Annotated in this window: 19 protein-coding genes and 1 pseudogene; 12 read left to right on the top strand and 8 right to left on the bottom strand. The window is 40.9% G+C overall.

Going from position 1 to position 23,145, the window contains the following annotated elements; all coding sequences use genetic code 11:
- The first annotated feature begins 283 nt into the window (after positions 1–283).
- The gene (rne, locus tag H5232_RS10875) at positions 284–3,679 is read left to right on the top strand and encodes a ribonuclease E (protein WP_182830865.1); all 3,396 of its coding nucleotides are present in this window, start codon (positions 284–286) and stop codon (positions 3,677–3,679) included.
- Between the two features lie 215 nt (positions 3,680–3,894).
- Here rne and H5232_RS10870 read toward each other — a convergent pair whose 3' ends face one another.
- The 7 genes and pseudogenes from H5232_RS10870 to yejK all read right to left on the bottom strand — a co-directional run bounded on the left by H5232_RS10870 (position 3,895) and on the right by yejK (position 9,015).
- Positions 3,895–4,353 (bottom strand): GFA family protein, encoded by a 459-nt coding sequence (locus H5232_RS10870; RefSeq protein WP_145233578.1) that lies wholly within the window; start codon positions 4,351–4,353, stop codon positions 3,895–3,897.
- Positions 4,334–5,065: an alpha/beta fold hydrolase gene (locus tag H5232_RS10865; RefSeq protein WP_182767561.1), complete on the bottom strand. Its 732-nt coding sequence runs from the start codon at positions 5,063–5,065 to the stop codon at positions 4,334–4,336. The genes H5232_RS10870 and H5232_RS10865 overlap by 20 nt, the downstream gene beginning before the upstream one ends.
- A gap of 118 nt (positions 5,066–5,183) precedes the next feature.
- A complete protein-coding gene (locus tag H5232_RS10860) occupies positions 5,184–5,600 on the bottom strand; it encodes an SMI1/KNR4 family protein (RefSeq protein ID WP_182760807.1) in 417 nt (138 codons plus the stop codon).
- A 97-nt stretch (positions 5,601–5,697) separates the two neighbouring features.
- Complete coding sequence (locus H5232_RS10855) at positions 5,698–6,000, bottom strand: hypothetical protein (RefSeq protein WP_182718594.1); 303 nt, start codon at positions 5,998–6,000, stop codon at positions 5,698–5,700.
- Between the two features lie 233 nt (positions 6,001–6,233).
- Complete coding sequence (locus H5232_RS10850) at positions 6,234–6,581, bottom strand: hypothetical protein (RefSeq protein ID WP_182740231.1); 348 nt, start codon at positions 6,579–6,581, stop codon at positions 6,234–6,236.
- 375 nt (positions 6,582–6,956) lie between these two features.
- Positions 6,957–7,714 (bottom strand): annotated as a pseudogene (locus H5232_RS10845) (alpha/beta fold hydrolase).
- A 287-nt stretch (positions 7,715–8,001) separates the two neighbouring features.
- The gene (gene yejK, locus H5232_RS10840; RefSeq protein ID WP_149982371.1) at positions 8,002–9,015 is read right to left on the bottom strand and encodes a nucleoid-associated protein YejK; all 1,014 of its coding nucleotides are present in this window, start codon (positions 9,013–9,015) and stop codon (positions 8,002–8,004) included.
- 62 nt (positions 9,016–9,077) lie between these two features.
- On the opposite strand from yejK, the gene H5232_RS10835 reads away from it, so the two are divergent.
- The 11 genes from H5232_RS10835 to H5232_RS10785 all read left to right on the top strand — a co-directional run bounded on the left by H5232_RS10835 (position 9,078) and on the right by H5232_RS10785 (position 22,057).
- On the top strand, positions 9,078–9,290 hold the full coding sequence (locus tag H5232_RS10835; protein ID WP_016707302.1) for a DUF1414 domain-containing protein: 213 nt from the start codon (positions 9,078–9,080) through the stop codon (positions 9,288–9,290).
- A 5-nt stretch (positions 9,291–9,295) separates the two neighbouring features.
- On the top strand, positions 9,296–10,792 hold the full coding sequence (locus tag H5232_RS10830) for a DUF3413 domain-containing protein (RefSeq protein WP_182760806.1): 1,497 nt from the start codon (positions 9,296–9,298) through the stop codon (positions 10,790–10,792).
- Positions 10,793–10,868: 76 nt separating this feature from the next.
- On the top strand, positions 10,869–11,345 hold the full coding sequence (locus H5232_RS10825; protein WP_182767562.1) for a DUF4124 domain-containing protein: 477 nt from the start codon (positions 10,869–10,871) through the stop codon (positions 11,343–11,345).
- Between the two features lie 82 nt (positions 11,346–11,427).
- On the top strand, positions 11,428–13,146 hold the full coding sequence (gene aceK, locus H5232_RS10820; protein WP_145233564.1) for a bifunctional isocitrate dehydrogenase kinase/phosphatase: 1,719 nt from the start codon (positions 11,428–11,430) through the stop codon (positions 13,144–13,146).
- Positions 13,147–13,161: 15 nt separating this feature from the next.
- Complete coding sequence (locus tag H5232_RS10815) at positions 13,162–14,100, top strand: LysR family transcriptional regulator (RefSeq protein ID WP_145233562.1); 939 nt, start codon at positions 13,162–13,164, stop codon at positions 14,098–14,100.
- Between the two features lie 174 nt (positions 14,101–14,274).
- Positions 14,275–14,721, top strand: a complete 447-nt coding sequence (locus tag H5232_RS10810; RefSeq protein WP_182718590.1) for a PA2169 family four-helix-bundle protein — start codon at positions 14,275–14,277, stop codon at positions 14,719–14,721.
- 175 nt (positions 14,722–14,896) lie between these two features.
- Entirely contained in the window at positions 14,897–17,713 is a 2,817-nt protein-coding gene (locus H5232_RS10805) for a TonB-dependent receptor (protein ID WP_182718589.1), read from the top strand.
- Positions 17,714–17,759: 46 nt separating this feature from the next.
- A complete protein-coding gene (locus tag H5232_RS10800; protein ID WP_182718588.1) occupies positions 17,760–19,073 on the top strand; it encodes a DUF5690 family protein in 1,314 nt (437 codons plus the stop codon).
- 12 nt (positions 19,074–19,085) lie between these two features.
- The gene (phnX, locus tag H5232_RS10795) at positions 19,086–19,895 is read left to right on the top strand and encodes a phosphonoacetaldehyde hydrolase (RefSeq protein WP_182718587.1); all 810 of its coding nucleotides are present in this window, start codon (positions 19,086–19,088) and stop codon (positions 19,893–19,895) included.
- The gene (locus tag H5232_RS10790) at positions 19,895–21,298 is read left to right on the top strand and encodes an FAD-dependent oxidoreductase (RefSeq protein WP_182718586.1); all 1,404 of its coding nucleotides are present in this window, start codon (positions 19,895–19,897) and stop codon (positions 21,296–21,298) included. Before phnX ends, H5232_RS10790 begins: the two co-directional genes overlap by 1 nt.
- 72 nt (positions 21,299–21,370) lie before the next feature.
- Positions 21,371–22,057: a GntR family transcriptional regulator gene (locus H5232_RS10785; protein WP_182718585.1), complete on the top strand. Its 687-nt coding sequence runs from the start codon at positions 21,371–21,373 to the stop codon at positions 22,055–22,057.
- A 55-nt stretch (positions 22,058–22,112) separates the two neighbouring features.
- On the opposite strand, the gene phnW is transcribed toward H5232_RS10785, so the two are convergent.
- Positions 22,113–23,145 (bottom strand): 2-aminoethylphosphonate--pyruvate transaminase (gene phnW, locus H5232_RS10780; protein ID WP_182830864.1); only part of this gene is annotated, 1,033 nt, incomplete at its 5' end.

The following is a 23,145-nucleotide window of genomic DNA, read 5'->3' as shown; positions in this document are numbered from 1 at the left end:
TGTGTTGTAACCGTACAAGTTAATTTAATTAATGGTCGACTCTGGACAGAACTCGAATACGTCACTGTAAAAAAACAGCCGATAGTTTTGGCACCATAATAGAATTTAATAACGTGACAACACGTTATTGTCAGCCAGCACCATAAAGATACTTAGAGTACGGATACAGTACCAAGCTCCCCCACAGACCCAGTCGTGAGATTGTACAAAAAGAAGCGATGGGAGCAACTGAACAGGCGAAAAGTTTCGTCATGTCAGAGACATAACACAGTAGAGTAACAATATGAAACGTATGCTAATCAATGCGACGCAGCAAGAAGAAATGCGCGTAGCACTGGTTGATGGCCAGCGCCTGTATGATTTAGATATCGAAAGCCCGGGTCACGAACAAAAAAAAGCCAATATTTATAAAGGCAAAATCACTCGTATAGAACCGTCATTAGAAGCCGCCTTTGTTGATTACGGCGCTGATCGTCACGGATTCCTTCCTTTAAAAGAAATAGCCCGTACTTACTTCCCACAAGGTTATACTTTCCATGGTCGTCCGAATATTCGTGACGTGATCAAAGAAGGTCAAGAAGTTATTGTCCAAGTAGACAAAGAAGAACGCGGCCAAAAAGGCGCAGCCCTCACCACTTTTATTAGTGTTGCAGGTAGCTACTTAGTCTTAATGCCTAATAATCCTCGTGCTGGCGGTATTTCTCGTCGCATCGAAGGTGATGAACGCACTGAACTTAAAGAAGCTTTAAGTCGTTTAGAACTGCCTAAAGGCATGGGTTTAATCGTGCGTACTGCCGGTGTTGGTAAATCGTTTGAAGAACTAAACTACGATTTAAAAGCGCTGCTTGTTCATTGGGATGCGATTCAGCAAGCCTCTGATGGCGGTAAAGCACCGTTCTTAATTCATCAAGAAAGCAACGTGATTTTCCGTGCGATTCGCGATTATTTACGCCGTGACATAGGTGAGATCCTAATTGATAAAGCCCGTGTATTTGAAGAAGCTAAAGCGCACATTGAGCGTTTTCGCCCTGACTTCATGAGCCGTGTAAAACTTTATCAAGGTGAAGTGCCTCTTTTTACTCATTATCAAATCGAAAGCCAAATTGAGTCTGCGTTTCAACGTGAAGTACGCTTACCTTCTGGTGGTTCAATTGTTATTGACCCAACTGAAGCACTTACTTCTATCGATATCAACTCATCTAAAGCCACTAAAGGCGGCGATATCGAAGAAACTGCGCTTAATACCAACTTAGAAGCTGCAGACGAAATTGCTCGCCAATTACGTTTACGCGACTTAGGTGGCTTAATCGTTATCGACTTCATTGATATGACACCACCGCGCCATCAACGTGAAGTAGAAAATCGCTTAAAAGATGCTGTTCGTCCAGATCGTGCCCGTGTACAAATTGGTAAAATTTCGCGTTTTGGCTTACTTGAAATGTCGCGTCAGCGCCTACGCCCTTCATTAGGTGAAGCGAGCCAAGGCCCATGCCCACGTTGTAGTGGTCAAGGTACTATTCGTTCAAACGAGTCGATTGCATTGTCAATCCTGCGTTTAATCGAAGAAGAAGCGATTAAAGACAATACCTCACAAGTTAATGCCCAAGTACCTGTAGCGGTTGCCTCATATCTGTTAAATGAGCAACGCCGTAGCGTGCATCGCATCGAAAAACGTCACAACTGTGATGTGGTGATCATTCCAAATCAACATATGGATACACCACATTATGAAGTAATGCGTTTGCGTAAAGATGAAACAATTGAAGCAGCAAGCTACGAGCAAATCACATTACCTGAACAAGAAGTGTATGAAACATCAAAAACACCAACGGTCGCGGTACGTGAAGAGCCGGTGTTAAAAGGCGTAGTTATGCCATCAACACCAGCTCCACAAGCTCCACAAGCTCAGGCTCAAGCAGCCCCAGCAGCGGCACCACAAAGTGTTGCAGCCCAGCCGCAGGTAAGTTTATTTACTACTATCAGCAATTGGTTTAAGGCTTTATTTGCAACGCCTGCTGAGCAAACAGAAAGTAAAGAGCAACAGCAGCAAAAAACAGCGAGTGAATCTCGTAATAATCCACGTCGTAACAATGACGGTGATACACGTCGTCGTAATAACCAACGTCGTCGTAACAATAATTCACGCACTAAACCGCAAAGCGAGCGTACAGAGAGCGTAGCTGAAGAAACGCCAGCAGTTGGAAACACGCAAAACAACGAGCAACAGGAAAGAAACGATAACCGTAACAAACGTCGTCGCAATCCTAACTCACGTAAGCGTAACGATAACCGTAACGATGACAGCAAAGTAGTAGCAGAAAAAACCGAAGCAAAAGCTGACGTAAAAGACGTTGCACCAAGCCAAGATGTCGTTGTTGAAGCAACGGAGCAAAAACCTAAGGTTCGTCGTCAGCGCCGTAACTTACGTAAAAAAGTTCGCCTGCAAGATGAAAATGCACAACCGGCTACAACCAACAATGACGCAGAGCAACAAGCTACGCCTGTTGTTGATGACAAGCCGGCTAAGCCAGTTGTAACTCAAACTGAAGAAGTTAAAGCACCGGTTGAGGCTACTGCTGTTGAAACAACGGCTGTTGAAGCGCCTGAGCAAAAAGCTGAACAGACGGCACCAAACGAGCAAGAGACAGTAACATCGACTGATGAAGAGCAAGGCCAAACGCGTACGCGTTCACGCCGTTCTCCACGTCATTTACGTGCTGCTGGGCAACGCCGTCGTCGCCCTGAGGGTGAAGAAGCTACGCCAACGCAAGGTACACAACCACCAGCATTTATTCCAGTTGCAGATCAAGCCGCTGCTGAATATGAAGCTGAGTTAAAAGCCAAGCAAAATAAGCAAGCTGCAGAAGTAGTTGAAGAAAAACCTGCCGTTGCTGCAGAACCTACTCCAGAAGTGGTTGAACAAGCGCCTGTTGCTGCTGAAGCAACTGAAGAAGTGGTTGAACAAGCGCCAGTTGCTGCAGAACCTACTGAAGAAGTGGTTGAACAAGCACCAGTTGCTGCTGAACCTACTGAAGAAGTGGTTGAACAAGCGCCTGTTGCTGCTGAAGCAACTGAAGAAGTGGTTGAACAAGCGCCTGTTGCTGCTGAAGCAACTGAAGAAGTGGTTGAACAAGCGCCTGTTGCTGCTGAAGCAACTGAAGAAGTGGTTGAACAAGCGCCTGTTGCTGCTGAACCAACTGAAGAAGTCGTTGAACAAGCGCCTGTTGCTGCTGAACCAACTCCAGAAGTGGTTGAACAAGCACCAGTTGCTGTAGAACCAACTGAAGAAGTCGTTGAACAAGCGCCTGTTGCTGCTGAACCAACTGAAGAAGTGGTTGAACAAGCGCCTGTTGCTGCTGAAGCAACTGAAGAAGTGGTTGAACAAGCGCCTGTTGCTGCTGAACCTACTCCAGAAGTGGTTGTTGAGGAAGCACCAATGGCAGAGACTAAGCCTACTGCAAAACCTGTAGCACACACTAAAACAGTGATCACTTCAGGTAAAGCAAGTGCGCCAATGGCACAACCTACTGCCGTTGCAGATAGCGAAGTCGCCCATACGCCAAAAGCGATGGCACACGACAAACGTGACGCTATTCCAGATAGCGGCTTACGTGCCGGTTCTATCAAACCAGCTGGTCGCGCGAATGCTGCAATGACTAAAACCATGAGTGTTGACTAACACTTTTGGTTTAGCTTAAAAGCACACTAAAAAGCCGCGTTAATGAAAATTAACGCGGCTTTTTTAATAGCAGTTATAAGGTTAAAGAGAACGATTTACTAGGTTCTAGCTAAAGCAGACTAGCCTAAGCAGAGATACTAGATAAATAGTGATGGAAAACAAACAGCACATTGCACTTGTTATTTATAAAAAGCGCATGAAGGGTAATGCTATATTTATCCTTGTTTTTGCGCATACTCATGCAGCAATTCAGGAAACTTTTCCTGCGGTGGAAACTTACAAAAACTGTGCTTTGCCCCCGTACTCGCCCACTCAAGTTTTTCATCCGTGTAAGTTTCAATGAATGGTTTGTAGGTGCGAGAGTCATCTAGCATTGTTGAGCGAACATTTACAAAATCATCCAAACCTTCTAGGTGGGTAAATAACCAGCTCATACAATGTCCACAAAAAAAGTGCTGCGTACTACTGTCATGCAGCCCGCCAATAACAGGCGCTCCAGATGTAATAGAAAAGGCAGCTCGCTGAAATAATGAGCTTAAGCTAAATGCGCTAGACGTCATTTTCTGACAGCCAGTGCAATGACAAGCCATAGTGATCATTGGCTTTGCGCTAACTTCAAACTTTACCTGTCCACAACGACAATGGCCTTTTGTTTTATGAGATGTACTGTCCATTATAATCTTCCTTTAAGTTCAATTTTATCAACGCCGATGCTACGTTGAATGTATCACAAATAACCTTAGCACATGCTACAGGGTTTGATTGCGCTATAAAATGTCCGCCTTCAATCTCAACTTGGCTGAAGCTGGAACACATTGACGCTAAGTACTTCACCGCACTCGCGCTTACCAGTAAATCTCTACTAGGGCGAATATAAGTCACTGGGCAATCTAACTCGCACTGTTGTTTTGAAAGGCCAGCTATGTTGCCTAATCTTAATTTGAGTTTACGTTTATTCGCTGTTTGCAGCGAAGCAAATACGGGATAAACCAACGTTTGGCTACCCGTTAAACTAAAACCAAACAGATAAAGTAGCTTTTTACTTAAATAATTTGCTGACAGTAAGCTAACGGGTAAAAAGCCTGCCAACTTAGATAACAAAGAAGGCGCTGAGATAAAGCTGGCCAAAAATACGATGCCTTTCACACGACTGCCAAGTAGCTTATAAAGCTCATAAGCCACCGGCCCAGAATAAGACTCCGCGACAATATAAATATCAGTATCTTTAAAACGCTTTGCTATTTCTGCCGCTTGTTTAGCATAAGTTACGCCTTCAAGTGATTCATATGAGATCACTTCAGTATTTATATTTTCAGGCAAGTTTTTTGTCAATTTAGCAAACAGACGGCCAGTCCCGTCAAGGCCAGGAAGCAGTATAATTTTCATATTTAAATTCAGCACCCAACGTTAGCATTCAAATACTTGAACTTTGATTTTGGCCAAGTGCTTTTGTGCACAAAAATCATGAGCAAAAAATATGAAACGCTAAAACGGCAGCAGGCACTTACTCTAACTCTAACCAATTTTCTATCACCCAATCTTTGAAATCACCATTGTGTAGATTGTGTGTAAGATCATCATGATCGTAGTATCCAATATTACCTTTTTCATTTATGGTGAAATAATTTCCATTCTCTTCGCAGAAAACAATAAAATCCTTAGGAACTCCAGATTGACGACCATCTTTTGTCATTCTTCTTAGGCAACAATACGGTTGTAAATCTGGTAGTACTAAACCTGGCTCTCTTACACCGAAAGTAACGCAACTAGCTTCAAGCATAAACTTGCGATATTGAGCTGGAAATTTAAAAGATAAGTCTTTTTCAGCACAAGACACTTCGTCTTCCGTTGGTAATAGTAAAGGCTTTGGGACCGGTTCATTCTTTTCTTTTAATAGTGCTATGACTTCTTCAATTTGCATTGTATTTTCCTGACTTATAAATACCTATCAAACGTGGTAGCTTTAAACAACAAAACAGCACAAAAGTGGTAACCGAGATGTCGATTTTATGCAATATTTAGTTTGATAACACATTTCGCACTTGTTCTTCATTCTCTGCATATTCGTCTACAAGATAATTAATCAGCTCGTCGACACTGCGGCCAATTTCTCTAACTGCACTTGGGCTATCGATGTAATATACGATGAAAACAGGCGTCGCTCCCTCAAAATAAAAACCTGTTATCATGTCGTCTGATTCCCACAGCGGAATTACGTCTAAACCAGGTGATGAAAACCCGTCTGGTTCAAGATAATACTTTGGTTTATTGCACCTAAACTCAAGGTCTTCGTGCACAAAACCGCCTAGAGTGAGCTTCATTAAGCCACTCGTCAAATTGAGCTTAGCAATTTTTAGCACTCTAGCGTGCTCAGTGATCCTCATAGCATCCTACTCTTTGGTATAACAACCTTAGAAGGATTATACAGGACCTTCTTAGGTATTAAAGTTACAATAGTTCTTATTTGAAGTATCATCTGAATTTAACACGCGCATTTCAAAATCGTTCGCTAGCGAGTATGTTGCCAACACTTCTTTGACTTCTCTAGATTTAACTACAGCAGCACATGCAGAAAGAATTCGTCTGCTTTAGCAGATGGCTCGCTTGCAGACTCATAACTTTGTTGCATTTCAATTGCCAGTTCAGTAGCTTGAGGCCACTTGGAGAGGTACGTAGATGTGAAATCGTATAGTCTCCACTGTGCCATAAAGTCTACGTCTCGTGAAAACATTTCCATCTCTGGTTCATCGTTCGTTAAAAAGCTCAATTCAAAATAGCCATGCCATGCAAAACATCCAAAATCGAAAACTAACATTGTTTGATTGCACAGCCGATGTCTCCACATTTTTAGTTCGTTTACAAGTATAGTTTGTAGTCGTTGACGAAATTCTAAAACTTCCATTTTAATACCCTATTTTTATCTGATCAGAACCCATGGCAAATCAGTCAGGTAATATGCGCTCATTAAGTGAATTTACAATAAATAGAGCCTATTACTCCCAAACTCTACCAAACTATGGCAAGACACTTCTGCCATTTCAATTCGAAACCCCTGAACCTCAATTATCCCTTCATTTTTATCAAAACTAACCGAATACACCTGGCCAGTTTTAGGTAAAACGAATTTATAGGCGTTAATTTTTCAAAGCTTTGCGCCAAATATAACTATGACCATTACATTGTCTGAAGTAACTCAATACTCATAATTCATTGTTTTAAATTAATGTTTACTCATGGATCAAAGTTAGTCTTTAATTCTGCCTAACAGTTCGATTACTTATTGCACCACCCTATCTGGTTCATCATTTTGAGGGTAATGATAGCTCTTATCTGTTAATACAGCTTTGCCTTGTGGAAAAGACTCAGCCCAAGCGGAATGCAATTCGCCCAACATTTTCGGCTTTCATCGGTAAAAAAGAGTAATGGCGGATTTTTATACTTTTTCACGGATGCAATGACGGTTACTGAAATATCTGGGATCTGTGGATAATCTGGCAATGGTCTTTTCGACCAAAAATCCAGATACTGGTTGGATATACCATTAGCCATATCATCCAGTTTCACTTGTGCTATTTCTTGCTCAGCTTTGGCAAGATCAATTTGGCGCATGATATCAACATCATGCTCCGAAGCAGGCTCAATCAGCATGAGGGCTGAAACCCACTCAAGGTAAGTTGCAGCGAATCGTCTTGCGATATAAGCACCATATGAATGAGCAATATAGACGATTGGTTTTTCAACGTGTAACCCTTCAAATAGCATGAGAGCTTCGTTTGCATACTCTTCCAAGCTGTAGTTTTTTCTCAATTGCGTAGAACCGCCGTTACCAATTCTTGAATAACGAATGATGCGGGCTTCCTTTGCAAACTTTTCAAAAACCGGCTCCCAATCAGACAACCCCGCAGAGCCACCAGCCTCTAAAAATACAGTATGCTTGCCACTCCCCGCGATTTCGTACTCAACATCATAGCCATTAACCTTAATAAAACTAGGCTTGGCAAACACACTTGCCGTGACAAAAAAATAGCAAAGCATCAATCCAAATTTGACTTTTCCTCCTTAACGACTAAACCTGTAGATAAACTCATTTTAAATTCACTTTTATTAATGAACCATAGCCAAGTTACTATTTTTGTTCAATTATTTATTGTATTAAAAGCTAGAGTAATAATCTTATTCGCGGTGTTTTTTCAGACAATTTAATTAATTTAGTATCGACTGTAACTATGCTTCGGCAAACACACAAAAAAAAGCGCGGTGTAAACACCACGCTTTCAACTAACTCAAATCTGCTTAAAACTTACCGCTTATGGCTTAAAGCGCTAGTCTTCACTTTCCATAAACCGTTGCAATTGGTCTTTAAGGTTCGGCGGTATACCTTTAATAACTAACGTATCAGTGGCCTCATTGTACATTACCCGTTCGCCTAAGTGTTTGCGCTCAAAACTGATGCTCACGCCGCCGCCAAGGCCAGAGAATTTAACCATACTGGTAACAGTTTTTTTATCGACCGGGAATGACTCTTCTAAATCATAGCTTTGCTCTTTGCAAAAGCTTTCAAATGGGTTGTCGTCACCTTTGGTGAGCGTTGCTGATAACTCGCTGACGTTAGCATCTTCACCAGTAGTAACGCAGTCATTACAGTAATCAAATACTTGTTTACGCAGATCGTCTTTTTCAGATTTATCAAATTGTTGCTCTGATAAATAATCTTCAACTGCATTGAGCATTACTTGGCTTTGCTGTTTAGGATCGATGCCTTCTTCGCAACCTAAAAAGTCTAAGAAAAAGTCGGCGACTTTGCGCCCTGCTCGGCCTTTAATAAATGAGATATAACGATTGTCTTCTGCTTGGGTGTCCCACGCAGTTAAATCGATGCGTGCAGCTAGTTGCATGCGGGAAATATCTAAATGGCGTGACGAGGCTAAATCAAGCTCAGAGGTAATAGAGTAATGCTCTTTGATGTTGATCATTGCAATCAGCATATAATCGGTTGCTACGTATTGATAATGACAAAATACTAAATAGCCAGTTTCGTTAAACGCGTACTTATCAAGTTCCTCTTTAAGTACAGCTGAAGCTTGCTCTGTCATGTGCCAAAAGCCAAGCTCGCTATTGCGGTAACTTTGCATGGCTGATGCAACTACAGAGTTTTTATCACCACTAAAAGCACAGTACCCTTTACCTGGTTTGCCGTTGTATGCGTGATGAAGTTGCTCGATGAATACAGCGACTTTATCATTCACTGCCATTTCGTCATTGCGCAAATGAATTTGCGTATCGTCGTCTTTTTTGTCTACATAATGAACGACTAACTTTTTAACATCTATTGCCATCTTTGTTTTTCACGCCTCTGGTGTTAAAATGTGGGAATATAACTCTTTTATTGAACCAACTGATGCCAATCTTATCAAAATATTCTAATGATGAAGTAGAACAAATCGTCGATCAGCTCATTGATGTGTTAACTAAGCACAATGCGCCGGTTGATTTAAGTCTTATGTGTTTAGGAAATTCTATCACGCATATCTTAAAAGAGCATGTACCAACAGGGAAAAGACAAGCGGTTGCAGACAATTTTGCCAAAGCACTTGCGCAATCGGTTAAATAGACTTTATGAATTTATCGCAGCACAATCAGTTTTCGTCTAAAGCGAGTCAATTATTAAGTTGGGGGCATTTGTTTACTTTTGCCAATATCGGCTTAGTGTTGCTTATAAGTTTAAGTTACTTATTTGCTGACTCTCCTCCCACCAGCTTTATGGGTATGCTTTATATGCTAGTGACATGGCTTAGCCACACTAGTTTTATTACCTTTATTGCCTTTGTGCTGACGGTATTTCCGCTAAGTTTAATATTTCCTTACCCACGTCATATCCGCGGTATGGCAGCAATACTTGCCACCTGTGGTGCATCACTACTGACGCTTGATGCCTATGTGTATTTTAATTTAGGCTACCATTTAAGTAGCTCTGCATTACCTGAAATTATTACCTTATTATGGCATCGTTTAACCAGCTCTCCAGCGCTGACAACCCTGCTCGCTGGCGGAATTGTGATGCTTATTTTTGCATTTCAATTATTAGCAAGTAACTATACATGGCACCATTTAGCCCGCTTAAAACAATATAAATTTGCTCGTTACGCCAGCTCATTGTTATTAGTCTGTTTTGCGATGAGTCACAGTATTCATATTTGGGCTGATGCAAATTTGAAGTTTGATATTACTAAGCAAGATAATGTCTTACCCTTGTCCTACCCAACGACAGCAAAAAGTTTATTGGCAAAAAATGATTTACTTGATATTGAAAGCTACGAGCAAGCACATAACGTAAAGGTTAATACACAAAATGTAGATTACACGGCTCCAACACCAATTGCTCGCTGTGAAGAATTTACTGCTGCGACAGTCGATATTTTAGTGTTTAGCTCTGCGCCTGCGTTAACTAATTTTGCTAAACAGCACAAAAATTTAAATAAAACCGAGCAGCTTTTACAACCCGTTCATCATCAAGATGTGCTATTTAGCTTGATTTACGGTTTACCTGCATACTACAAGCCAGCCTTAATGACAGAGCAAACATTGCCGGTGTGGCAAAGTAATCGCCGTAGTATTAGTGTCAGTGGCTTTGATGATTTTAACTATATCAATAGTACAACAGCGGGTGATGCAGCAATTCGTATCATTAACGCCGATGAAAACACTGCGCTTCGTGAGGGAGTCAATCAAGTATTTGCATTTAGTTTAGCCGATGTTGATCACGGTATTGTGAGTGCTTCATCTTTATACAGCACGGATAGAAAAGTAACCCGTACTGAAGGCTTGATCCAACCAAGCGATTTAATTGCCACAAGCGTTGGCCAATATTTAAATTGTGCTGATATCGCAAAGCAAAGCATGCTAGGCGTTAATTTGTATAACAAAAAAGGCGATATGGGCGTTAATTATTCGCAAGGCGTATTTATTGCCTATAAGAAAGACCGTATTACATTAATTGATTCTGATGGTAATTATAAAAATATCTCTGCTGCACAAGGCTTTTCAATAGAGCAAGGTTTAGATATTCCGTTTTTAGCACAAAGCATTAAAAAGCTAAAAACTTTTACCGAATAACTGCTACTGGCAATTTACCCAAGTTAGGTTATAGTTTTCATATATGATTATGCCCTAACTAGGGAAGGCTAGCGTAATGAAACTGTGTACTCTTTTCGTTATTTTTATTAGTTTGCTATTTGTTGCTAATCCGGCGGCTTCCGCAGATCAATATTACAAGTGCGTAACCGACAGAGGCACTACATTTAGCCAATTTCCCTGTGGCGGGCAGGCAACGCAACATAAAATAGCAGTGTCGCCCAACGTCACTCCGGCTACTGTAAATCATGTCAAAGCGCTTAATTTCCTTGAGCGTGAACAAATTATTCGTAATCTCAACGCTGAGATACGCAGCGTTAAATATAAACTCGCCATTTTGAGTCGCGACCGTGACCGCGCTGAATACGAGCAACTGCAACGGCTAAATCGTTTAATGAGTGATGATGATAAAAAAAAGCTTAGCAAAGAGATAAAAAAGCAGGTAAAAGTGATCAATAAAACGTTTGCCAAAAACACCAAAACGACCAACAAACAGCTCTCCGCACTCGAAAAAAAACTGAAACGTTATGAATAAACTATTGGGTTTTACCAATATTTAGCATACTCTTAACATGTGTAGAGCATATACTCTACAGGTCATTTTGGAGTACCCGTTCATGCAACCACAAAACATTGCCGAGCTAATTTTAAATGGCTTTAAAAAGCATTATAAATTATTTCAGCAGATCACCGCACAAGCACCTCTGGCATTTGCAAATAAAAACTGGACAAAAATGCACGACATTAGTCGCTTGCGGATCACTTATTACGATGATCGGGTTAACGAAACCACCCAACAACTACAAAATCAGCAATTAGCCAATCAATTGGATGAATCACTCTGGCTGCAAACAAAACAAATCTACCAGCACTTTTTAACGTTTCATCCACAAGCAGAATTAGCCGAAACATTTTATAACTCTGTGTTTTGCCGCTTATTTCATCGACGTTATTTTAATAATGATTTTATTTTTGTAAAAGCCACCTTGGCAGATGCTCCTGCGCTTCCTGTAGAAGCAGAATACCGCAGCTACTTTCCTGTTGTAGACGGCTTAAAGCCCACTATCCGTAAAATAATTAATCAATTTGATTTTAAAGCCGATTTTGTTAATTTAGAGCGCGATATACGACTTTTAGTAAAAGCGTTTTATAAACAAGCACCCGACACCCATCACCGTGCGTGGCAAATGCGCTTTGACATATTACAAACGCCGTTTTATCGCAACAAAGCAGCCTATATTGTCGGCCGTGTAGTATCACAAAGTGGTGTGCAGCCATTTATTATTGCGGTGTTACATCATCAAGAGCAAGGTCTGTATCTCGATGCTTTACTGACTAACTCATCGCAAATGCGGGTTATTTTTGGCTTTGCTCGTGCTTATTTTATGGTTGAAACCCACGCTCCTTCCGCATTAGTTCGGTTTTTAAACCAACTAATGCCCAACAAAACCTTAGCAGAGCTTTACAATGCCATTGGCTTTCATAAACAAGGTAAAACCGAGTTCTATCGCGAGTTTTTAACCCATTTACAACGCTCCAGTGATGATTTTGTGATTGCCCCTGGCACACCGGGCATGGTGATGATGGTATTTACCCTACCTTCATTTGATTATGTATTTAAAATAATTAAAGACAAATTTGGTGAAAGTAAACCATTTGGCCGCGATACCGTTCTCAAACGCTACCAATTAGTTAAAAGCCATGATCGGGTTGGTCGTATGGCAGATACCATAGAGTATTCTAACGTCGTATTCCCTGTTGCGCGTTTTAACGCTACATTGCTTGCACAGCTTAAACAAACTATTGGTTCATCAATGATCATCGAAGGCGACTTACTGATCATCAAACATATGTATATTGAGCGACGCATGACGCCACTGAATTTATATTTAGAAAAAGCTAATACTGAAGATGCCGCTGTTGCCATTGCAGAATATGGCCAAGCACTCAAGGAAATGATCGCCGTTAATATTTTCCCAGGCGATATGTTGCTTAAAAACTTTGGTGTCAGTAAACACAAACGCATTATTTTTTATGATTATGATGAAGTGCAATATTTAACAGACATGAACTTTAGAGCACTGCCTAAAGCCAAAAGTTATGATGACTACTTAACCAATGAGCAAAGTTACTCTGTGGCACCACAAGATGTATTTCCAGAGCAGTTATGCACTTTTGTAATGCCGAACCCGCAATACAAAGCAGTTTTCAGCCAAACACATCCAGAACTATTAGACGTCGCATTTTGGCAGCAAGCGCAACGAAATATAAAAGCAGGGGTCGTTAGCCATATCTACCCTTATCCAGCAGCGCAGCGTTTTATCCATCAATGGTAGACGAAAGGACACACAATGAATATCAGTAAAATAGATTTAAACTTACTCGTTTATCTCGACACATTATTACGCGAATGTAATGTTACTCGCGCCGCAAACCAGCTTAGCATTACACAGCCGGCAATGAGTAATGGTTTAAAACGTTTACGTAACCTGTTTAACGATCCGATCTTAGTACGCACCAGTGATGGTATGGTGCCCACTGAACGAGCTATTGAATTGCAGCCGGTGATCCGTGGCATCTTAATGACATTAGAAGAAACGCTTGCACCAAACCGTGAATTTGAGGCCAGCCAAAGCAAACGGGTATTTAGGATTATGGCCAGTGACTATGCTGCCAGCACCTTAGCACCTAAGCTACTGAGTAAATTACACGATGAAGCGCCGGATACCACACTCGATATTCTCACTCCAAGTGATGTTACTTTTCATGATGTAGAAAACGGTAAAGTTGATATGGCAATAAATCGTTTCGAAAACCTACCGCAGTCGTTTCATCACAAACGTATTTGGAAAGATAGCTTTTGTTGTTTAGTAAAAGCTGACAACCCGATCATTGAAAATTTTAGCCTCGATAGTTATTTAAAAGCTCGGCATATTTGGGTAAGTAAAACAGGTTTTGGTGTCGGGGTTGGTATGGATCCTAAAGACGTACAAAAACTTGGCTGGGTTGATGAAGCGCTCGCCCACTTTGGTAAACACCGAAATATTGCCACATTCACCCGTAATTACCACGTTGCAATACATCTAGCGAAAGAGAAGAACCTGATTGCGACACTCCCTTCAAAAGCCGCTAATATTTATTTAGATGATCCTGGTTTGCAAATTCTGGAGCCTCCCTTCCCTATACCACCATTTGAGTTAGATATGATTTGGAGCCCATTACTTCACAGAGATGCCAGTCATATTTGGTTACGCCAAAAAGTAGCCGAAGTTGCTGATGAGTTAAAATAACACTCTTACATAGTCTGTGTAAAATTTGCTTACTGAGCTTAGCTTAATAAGCATTCCAGTTCCCGCTAGCTTTCTTTACCACATAAAATACAACTAGTTATAATTATTTTTTATACTGGAACATGACTTGCTTTGCTTAATGTGAATTTCATTAAACTTAAAGAGGTCATAATTATGAATACCCATCAAGGACAAGACGTTAATCATATCACTGACATTATCCAAGTAATGAACAGCGGCATCGACTTTTATGAAAAAGCCCAACAGAAAGTTCAAGATCCAGCAATTGGCGCACTTTTCCAACGTATGATAGATGCCCGTAAAGTGAGTGTTGAAAACCTTCAGCCTTATGCAATCAATGAGCAAGGAGAGCGTGAAGATGGCTCTTCTTTTGCTGTTGAAGCTCGCCGCGCGTATACCACGCTTATCACTAAATTTAGCTCAGATAACGACCAAACCTACGTTAAAGAGCTTGAAGAAGTGGAAGATAAAACACTTGCAGAAATTAAAGCCGCTATGAAAAAGCCACAGCCACATGACTGTGAAGCGGCATTATCTAAAGTGTTATTGACAATGCAAAGCTGCCATACAGAAATGAGCCGCATGCAACAAAAGCACTAATATAATTCGTTAAGTCAAAGCCCAGCCACGTGCTGGGTTTTTTTATGCCTAATAAAGAATGACAAAAAACTTCTACAATAAAAAAATAATTCTGTCACGTAATTGTAAACATTAGCCTCTATTATTACCTTTATCACAGCTGGTCTAGACCAGGATTAAACTTAAGGTAAAACTAATGATGAAAAAAAATGCAATAGCAACAGCTATCTTACTGTGCACCAGTACGTTATTTGTTAACCAAAATGCCGTAGCCCAAAATGCCGTTTTTGTAGGCTCAGTTAAAGACAATCAATCACTATTACCTGGCGCATTAATTGCCATTGTCGGGACCGATAAAACTGCTGTCACTGATTATCAAGGGCAATTCGAACTACCAAAACTTGATGCAGGAAATTACAAACTAAAAATTACTTATTTAGGCTATCAACCATACTTTATTGACCTAACCATTGGCGATGGTGAAGTGAAAAAAATACAACCAATCACACTATTTGCAGCTAACAATGACACCATTGAAGAGATAATTGCCGTAGGGCAAATTCAGCGCGGCGAGATGGCAGCAGCAAACAATCAAAAAAACGCCAAGAGTATAAAAAATATAATCTCTGCAGATGGTATTGGTAAACTCCCCGACCGAAATGCTGCTGAAGCTGTACAACGCATTCCTGGTGTCTCAATAGAGCGAGACCAAGGTGAAGGCCGCTTTGTTGCAGTTCGTGGTTTACCAGCACAATGGAGTTCAGCAAGTATAAATGGCGACAGACTACCAACAGCAGAAGAGGAAACCACCAGCCGAGCCACAGCTTTTGACTTTTTTCCCAGTGAGCTGATTGAGTATGTTGAAGTATCTAAAGCATTAACCCCAGACATGGAAGGCGATGCCATTGGCGGTAATGTAAACTTCATAACTAAAAAGGCCCCTGATGATTTTGTATTTAATACTAATTTCGCTATTGGTCAAAATGAACTTGCTGGGGGGACTAACTATTCAGCTAACGTGCTTTATGGCGATCGTTTACTTGACAATAAATTAGGCTTTTTAATCAATGCCACCGCGTGGCAACGTGATTGGGCAACAGATAACTTTGAGCCTCGCCGAGGTAATGATGGCATCGGGATCTATCGTCTTGAACTGCGCGATTATACAGGCACCCGTGAAACATATGGTCTAAATGGCGCTGTTGAATATCAATTAGATCAGGGCACACTCAGTGCAACCGCAATGTATGGCACTTTAATTGATGATGAAACTCACTATAAACACCGTATGCGCTTCGATAAAGACCGCGCTGAAGTACAACATATTCGCAATGAATTAATCACCGAAATGACCGGTTTTGAGCTAGCTGGAGAACATTATTTTGGCTACGATAAAACGCTTAACTGGAAGCTTTCTAGTTACGAAAATGAATTTCGCTATGGCAATACACCAAACGGTGAAGATAACAGTTATTTTGTTGTTCGCTTTGATCAAAAAAATGTCGGTTATCAGGGTTTAGAGGATAGAAACACTGGTAAAAATTACGCCTACAACACAATTGATGGTGGCAATGATCCCTGGAATGCTATTAGTACCCACCTGCCCACCGACTTTTCATTTAACCCTGCTCAAACAAAACTTTCATGGGTAGAGCTGTATAAAGTATATGTAAAAGAAAAAGATAAAATAGTTGCAAGTACTGATTTTGAATGGCAAATAGATACCGATATTACCGTAAAAGTGGGTGCTAAATATCGCGATAAAGAACGAGTTGCGCGATTCAGTGATGAGTTTTATGCATGGGATGAAGCCAACCATGGCCCTGCGCCAACTTTAAATGACTTTGCTTTATCAGATCAACCTGGGCGCAGTGATTATTTAAATGAACTTTCAATCGACTATCAAAATCAGTTCTCTCAAGTTGCCTCTACGGATGACTTAGCTCAGTTTTGGAATACGAATAAAAGCAAATTTGTACTTGATAAGACTGAATCAGCATTAATTGAAAACGGAGGAGCTCTAGGGCGCAACTTTGATGTGAATGAGCAACATACTTCACTCTATGGTATGGCAAACTATATAATAAACTCGCAATGGGAGATGGTTGGCGGCTTACGCCTTACGAAAACAAACACTAACGTGGATGGTTATATCTATCTTGCAGATGAAAGTCGTGTCGTGCCAACAAGTGCTAAAAATGACTATTTATCAGTGCTCCCAGCCCTACATGTAACCTATCACAGCACTGAGCAGACAAACTATCGTCTTGCGTTAACGCGCTCGTTTTCTCGTCCTGACTTTGGTTCATTAACCCCAGGGGCAACCTATTTAGAAGCCGATAATGAGTTAATCACCGGCAACCCTGAGCTTGAACCCACATACTCTAATAATATCGATTTTATGGCTGAACACTTTTTTGAACGCGTTGGATTAGTCTCAGCTGGATTATTCTATAAAGATATAAGCGATCCCATTTTCCAAAGCAGCACTATTGGCGACTTTGGCAGTAACAGTGGGGTAAATATCATCCGCCCGGAGAATGGTGACAGTGCTTGGCTAGCAGGTATTGAAATGGCATTCAACCGGGATTTAGGTTTTGTGACAAAAACCCTCGAAAATTTTGGCATGATGGCCAATGCAACATTTATGGATTCACAAATGAGCATTCCCAATCGTGCCGATAAAGTTGCTATTCCACGCCAAGCTGACAGCCTATACAACTTTACTTTGTATTACGACGATACCTTCTTTGCTGCCCGAATTGCTGTTAATTACAAAGGTGAATATATAGAAGAGCATGGCAACAATCCGAAATCAGATAGCTATTATGGCGATAACACCAGTGTTGATTTTACTACGTCATATCAGCTTAACGAAAATGCGCTAATTTACATTGAATTAAACAACCTCACTAACGAACCACTCAAGTATTACTTAGGTGATGAAAGTCGCCCCTTACAAGTGGAGTATTACGGTGTTCGAGGCATGATTGGTGTTAATTACCAATTCTGATCCCTTTAGTATTATGCGAGGCGCTAGTCTCGCAAAAGGATAAACTATGTTTTCGCAACATCAATGGCTACAACGTGCACATGGATTAGGGTTTGTATTATTTGCAGCAAGCTCTGCGTTTATGACTTATTTTTGCATGTACGCATTTCGCAAGCCTTTTACTATAAATAGCTATTCTGAGTTTGATGATCCTAGTTGGCAAGTCAGTTTTAAAATTGCTCTGATTCTGGCACAAGTATTTGGCTACCTCTGCGCTAAATTTATCGGTGTGAAAGTGATTGCTGAAATGCGCCACCAACAACGTGGTTTAGCTATTATAAGCATGATTGCTGCGGCTGAGTTGTCACTTATCTTGTTTGCCATCACCCCAGTTGGTTTGAATGTAGTCTGGCTTTTTTTTAACGGCTTATCACTTGGCATGATTTGGGGCATTGTATTTAGCTTTTTAGAAGGTAGACGAACATCTGAAATTCTTGGTGCAATTCTAAGTGTTACATTTATCTTAGCGTCTGGCTTAGTACGTAGTGTTGGTAAATGGTTAATAGACAACCTCAATGTGGCTGAGTTGTGGATGCCAGCTGCAACAGGCGCACTATTCTTACCACTTTTATTGCTTAGTGTAAAATGTATCACCATGCTACCTGAACCAACGCAAGCAGATCAGCAAGCTCGTCAAAAGCGTTTACCCATGGACGCGAAAGCCCGCTGGATATTTTTCAAACAGTACTGGTTCGGTATTAGCTGTTTAATTTTGAGTTTTTTACTGTTTACTGGCTTTCGCGATTTTCGCGACAATTTTGCTGCAGAAATTTGGCAAGCCCTCGGCTATGGGCAAGAGCCTGCCATATTTGCATACGCTGGTATACGCATGGCACTCATCGTATTAATAGCGCTTGGCGCCATGGTATTAGTCAAAAATAATAAAACTGCTTTTTATGTTAATCATGGTTTTATTTTATTTGGCGCATGCTTATTCGTCGGCAGTACATTCGCATTTGAAAGTCAACTACTCACCCCGAAAGCATGGATGGTACTACTAGGTGCGGGTCTCTACATCAGTTACATCCCCTACAATTGCTTTTTATTTGACAGAATGATCTCTGCTGTAGGCTCTACAGCCAATGCTGGTTTTTTGATTTATTTAGCCGATTCAGCTGGGTATTTAGGCTCGGTTGGTATTTTACTTTATCGAACCTTTGTAATGCCAGAGATCAGCTGGCTCAGCTTTTTTATCAATGCTTGTTATTGGGTAGGGAGTGTCGCAGCAATGCTCGTTATGTTGTCCCTTGGCTATTTTGTAACGCGTTTATCCCCTTTTAATCAATCTCGCAGGCTATTGCCTGTATCACCATCATCTTAATAAGAGAATAATATGAAACATTTAGAAGCACTAATCTTAGATTGGGCTGGTACCGTTGTTGATCACGGCTCTGTTGCACCAACCACTATTTTTGTTGAGGCGTTTAAAAACGCATTTAATTTTGACATTACACTCGCTCAAGCACGTATTCCTATGGGAATGGGCAAGTGGGACCATATCGCTACATTAGGCAAGCTGCCAGAGATAGACACACGGTGGCAAGCACAATTTGGCGCGCCAATGAGCGATGAGCAAATTGATCATATTTATAATACCTTTATGCCATTACAAAAAGCTAAAGTAGCAGATCGTGCTATGCCTATTGCTGGTGTGTTACCCGTCATAGAGCGTTTAAAAGCGCAAGGTATTAAAATTGGGAGTTGCTCAGGCTATCCTCGCCAAGTAATGGACGTACTTGAAGTTGCTGCCGCAGAATATGGCTATAAACCCGACCACAGTGTAGGTAGTGATGAGTTATCTGCAGGCTCTCGCCCAGGCCCATGGATGGCATTAGAAAACGTTAATGCTCTGGGTATCAAACGTGTTGCTCACTGTGTAAAAGTGGATGACTCTGCCCCAGGTATCGCTGAAGGCTTAAATGCAGGCATGTGGACAGTGGGAGTTGCACTCAGTGGTAATGCAGTCGGCCTAACTGAACAAGAGTGGGCTGCATGCTCAAATGATGAGAAATTGCAGCTAACTCGTCAAGCATACCAACAATTACATCAAGCAGGTGCCCATTACGTGATTAATTCTTTAGCTGATATTGAGCCTGTTCTGATGCAAATTGAAGCTAAGGTTGCAAGAGGAGAACGTCCTTAATGTCCTACCAACCCTTTTGGTTTGATAAGGCACTGGATGAGGAGAAAGCCACTGTGCTTTCTCCAAAACTATCGCAAAACCACCACACGGATATATGCATCATCGGCGGCGGCTATACTGGTTTATGGACTGCTATCCAAATCAAACAGCAACAACCAACCAAAAAAGTGACTGTCATTGAGCAAGGACTATGCGGTCAAGGTGCCTCTGGTCGCAATGGAGGTGCCATGCTTACATGGTCTACCAAACTACCAAGCCTAATAAATTTAGTCGGCATTGAGAACGCTTTATTTTTAGTTAAAGAGTCAGAACGTGCTGTTCACAGTATTAAACAATTTGCCGAACAAAATGCGATAGACTGTGATTGTAGAATTGACGGCTGCTTTTATACGGCATCAAACCAGAACCAAGTTGGCCTTTTAAGTAATGCATTAACCACGCTAGATAAATACAATCTCAATGCTTGGCACCAATGTAGCTCTCAAGAGCTAAAAAGCACAGGCTCAATACAAAACTTAGCCGCATATTACAGCATTCATGGAGGCAGTATACAGCCAGCAAAATTGGTCAGAGGGTTGAAAAAAGTAGCTCAAAAACTAGGGGTTAATGTGATTGAGCAATGCAAGTACGAAAGCCATGGTGGGAATCAACCATTAACAGTACAAACCAGCCAAGGCCCCCTATTATGTAGCACGCTTATTTTTGGTGTTAATGCATGGCTACCTAGTCTGCATAAAGCCTTTTCACGCTCAGTAGTGCTTGTTTCCAGTGATATGATAATCACTAAACCAATTCCTAGCTTATTAGAGCAACTTAATTTAAACCACGGAAGCGCTGTAATAGATTCACGCATTTTTGTTAATTACTACCGCACTACAAGCGACGGACGCTTAATGTTAGGTAAAGGCGGGAACTTTTTTAGTTTTAATAACCATATGCATGCTAGATTTGACATGCCAAGTAAGTACGATAATATTTTGCAATCATCGCTCAGTCATTTTTTTAAAGGTTGCGATTTCCCCATAGAGCGTACCTGGACTGGTCCTTCGGATCGTAGCGTGACCGGTTTTCCATTCTTCGGCCATTTAAACGGACAACGAAATGTACTTTATTCTGGTGGCTATTCTGGAAATGGTATTGTGCAGTCTTTTTTAGGAGCGAAAATTCTAAGCGCTATGGCACTTAAAAATAATCTGCAATGGCAAAACTGTGGCTTAGTTAATCAGCAGTTAAAGCAATTCCCTCAAGAGCCAATTAGAACCGCTGGTGCTTACCTAGTCAGAAACGCAATCAGACGTAAAGAATTTGCTGAAGATTGTAATGCAACAGTGCGAAGCATCGATAAGTTTTTGGCCCGCTTTAGCGGCAGCGCAGGTAAAGTAGATACCAAAACAGCATCATAGTAATACCCTTAGGTAAAAATAACCATTATACTCAGCTAGGTTGATTACTATTAAGTGGTAAATAATTACACGATGCTTTTATATCAAGAGATCCGCAATTACATTCATACGCTGCTGCAAAAAGATGCAATTTCAGCAGGTCATAAATTACCTTCAGAGCGGGAGTTACAACATCAATTTAACTCCACTCGAATTACTGTCCGTGAAGCTTTGCTCAGGCTGGAAGCAGAAGGTTTAATATTTAGTCAAAAACGTAAAGGATGGTTTGTCACTCCTAAAAAACTAATGTGGCACCCAGCAACAAAAGTTAACTTTTACGAGCTTGCAAAACAACAAGGATTTGCAGCAAAAACCGAACTTATTGAATCGAAAAAAATAACCAATATTGATTTAAAAAATTTAGTGAATGCCCCTACTTTGCACCATCTTCAGCGGGTGCGTAGCTTAGACAACCGTGCTGTTATGTTTGAGCATATATACTGTGATGCTGAACGCTTTTCTGAGCTCGAATTTCATCCTCTTGATACATCTATAACCGATATCATGTCCAAACAATACGCCACTAATGTAGTTAAAGAGCAGAGCGTTATTAGTATCACAGTGCTGCCCGATGAAATAAGTAACCTTCTTGAAAAAAACAGCGGTACCCCCTGTTTAAAAGTCATCCGTCAACGCTTCGATGAAAGCCAAGTGCTCGTCGATTATAATATTGAATATTGGCTACATAATGCAATTGAAATGGTAGTTGAAGGGCAATAAAAAAGCGGTGTTTAAAACCAATTAAACACCGCTTTCACGGGTGAACACATTAAGCCTAATTTTTCCAATATTGATTTTTTTCTATTGCCTCGAGTAAACGAAGTATGTCTATTTCACTTACTTCGCCGATATTCCCTATTCGGAAACAATCAGCATTGGAGACTTTGCCAGGATAAATAACAAAACCCTCTTGCTTTAAGGCAGTGTAAAATAATTTAAAATCATAACGCTCAGATGTAGGTGAAATAAATGAGGTAATGATTGGGGAATGTTTTTGCTCATTTAATAGTGGCTCAAAGCCTAGTTTTTCCATACCTGCCACTAAGGATTTTTGGCTGCGAGTATATCGGTTAAAACGGGCTGTGATACCACCTTCTTCTTCGAGTTCGAGTAGCGCTTGGTAAAATGCGCGAACAACATGAGTAGGTGAGGTAAAGCGCCATTTGCCGCCGTTTTTTTCCATACACAACCATTGCTGATATAAATCTAAAGACAATGAACGAGCTATCCCCTCACTATGCTCAATAGTGCTATACTTACACACTACAAAGCCAAAGCCTGGGACTCCCTGTATGCATTTGTTTGATGAGCTAATCATCACATCAATATGCCAATCAGCTAAATCAAACGGGATCCCGCCAAAGCTGCTCATGGCATCAACAATAAAGACTTTTTGATATTTTTTAGTAAGTAATCCGACTTCTTGAATAGGATTAAGCATACCTGTGGTTGTTTCACAATGAACCATTACAACATGGGTGATATCAGGGTCGTTATTTAAAACAGTGTCAATTTCCTCAATATTCGGAAGTACAGTTTCAGGGTAATTTAAAACATGGTACTCAATTGCTAGATAATCTGCGATTTCTGCGATACGTTCACCGTACGCACCATTATTAATTACAAGTAGCTTGCCTGCTTGTGGGATAATACTCCCTATTGCAGACTCTACACTTGCCGTGCCACTGCCTTGCATTAATACACTGGTATAGCCAGGTTTTGATGTTGCTAATGACACTAATTTTCTGCGAATGGTCTGCACTATGTCACGATTATAATCATCATCCCACGTGCACCAATCTTTAAGC

This window comes from Pseudoalteromonas sp. SG41-5 (genome assembly GCF_014164495.1).
GTDB lineage: Bacteria > Pseudomonadota > Gammaproteobacteria > Enterobacterales > Alteromonadaceae > Pseudoalteromonas > Pseudoalteromonas rhizosphaerae.
This window is presented reverse-complemented; position numbering and strand designations above follow the sequence as displayed.

Bases quoted from the DNA above. Each gene is read 5' to 3' on its own strand.
- H5232_RS10800 (WP_182718588.1), top strand. From the start codon at position 17,760: ATGTTTTCGCAACATCAATGGCTACAACGTGCACATGGATTAGGGTTT.
- aceK (WP_145233564.1), top strand. From the start codon at position 11,428: ATGCAACCACAAAACATTGCCGAGCTAATTTTAAATGGCTTTAAAAAG.
- phnX (WP_182718587.1), top strand. From the start codon at position 19,086: ATGAAACATTTAGAAGCACTAATCTTAGATTGGGCTGGTACCGTTGTT.
- H5232_RS10815 (WP_145233562.1), top strand. From the start codon at position 13,162: ATGAATATCAGTAAAATAGATTTAAACTTACTCGTTTATCTCGACACA.
- H5232_RS10805 (WP_182718589.1), top strand. From the start codon at position 14,897: ATGATGAAAAAAAATGCAATAGCAACAGCTATCTTACTGTGCACCAGT.
- H5232_RS10850 (WP_182740231.1), bottom strand. From the start codon at position 6,581: ATGGAAGTTTTAGAATTTCGTCAACGACTACAAACTATACTTGTAAAC.
- rne (WP_182830865.1), top strand. From the start codon at position 284: ATGAAACGTATGCTAATCAATGCGACGCAGCAAGAAGAAATGCGCGTA.
- H5232_RS10865 (WP_182767561.1), bottom strand. From the start codon at position 5,065: ATGAAAATTATACTGCTTCCTGGCCTTGACGGGACTGGCCGTCTGTTT.
- H5232_RS10860 (WP_182760807.1), bottom strand. From the start codon at position 5,600: ATGCAAATTGAAGAAGTCATAGCACTATTAAAAGAAAAGAATGAACCG.
- H5232_RS10825 (WP_182767562.1), top strand. From the start codon at position 10,869: ATGAAACTGTGTACTCTTTTCGTTATTTTTATTAGTTTGCTATTTGTT.
- yejK (WP_149982371.1), bottom strand. From the start codon at position 9,015: ATGGCAATAGATGTTAAAAAGTTAGTCGTTCATTATGTAGACAAAAAA.
- H5232_RS10835 (WP_016707302.1), top strand. From the start codon at position 9,078: ATGCCAATCTTATCAAAATATTCTAATGATGAAGTAGAACAAATCGTC.
- H5232_RS10785 (WP_182718585.1), top strand. From the start codon at position 21,371: ATGCTTTTATATCAAGAGATCCGCAATTACATTCATACGCTGCTGCAA.
- H5232_RS10810 (WP_182718590.1), top strand. From the start codon at position 14,275: ATGAATACCCATCAAGGACAAGACGTTAATCATATCACTGACATTATC.
- H5232_RS10790 (WP_182718586.1), top strand. From the start codon at position 19,895: ATGTCCTACCAACCCTTTTGGTTTGATAAGGCACTGGATGAGGAGAAA.
- H5232_RS10870 (WP_145233578.1), bottom strand. From the start codon at position 4,353: ATGGACAGTACATCTCATAAAACAAAAGGCCATTGTCGTTGTGGACAG.
- H5232_RS10830 (WP_182760806.1), top strand. From the start codon at position 9,296: ATGAATTTATCGCAGCACAATCAGTTTTCGTCTAAAGCGAGTCAATTA.
- H5232_RS10855 (WP_182718594.1), bottom strand. From the start codon at position 6,000: ATGAAGCTCACTCTAGGCGGTTTTGTGCACGAAGACCTTGAGTTTAGG.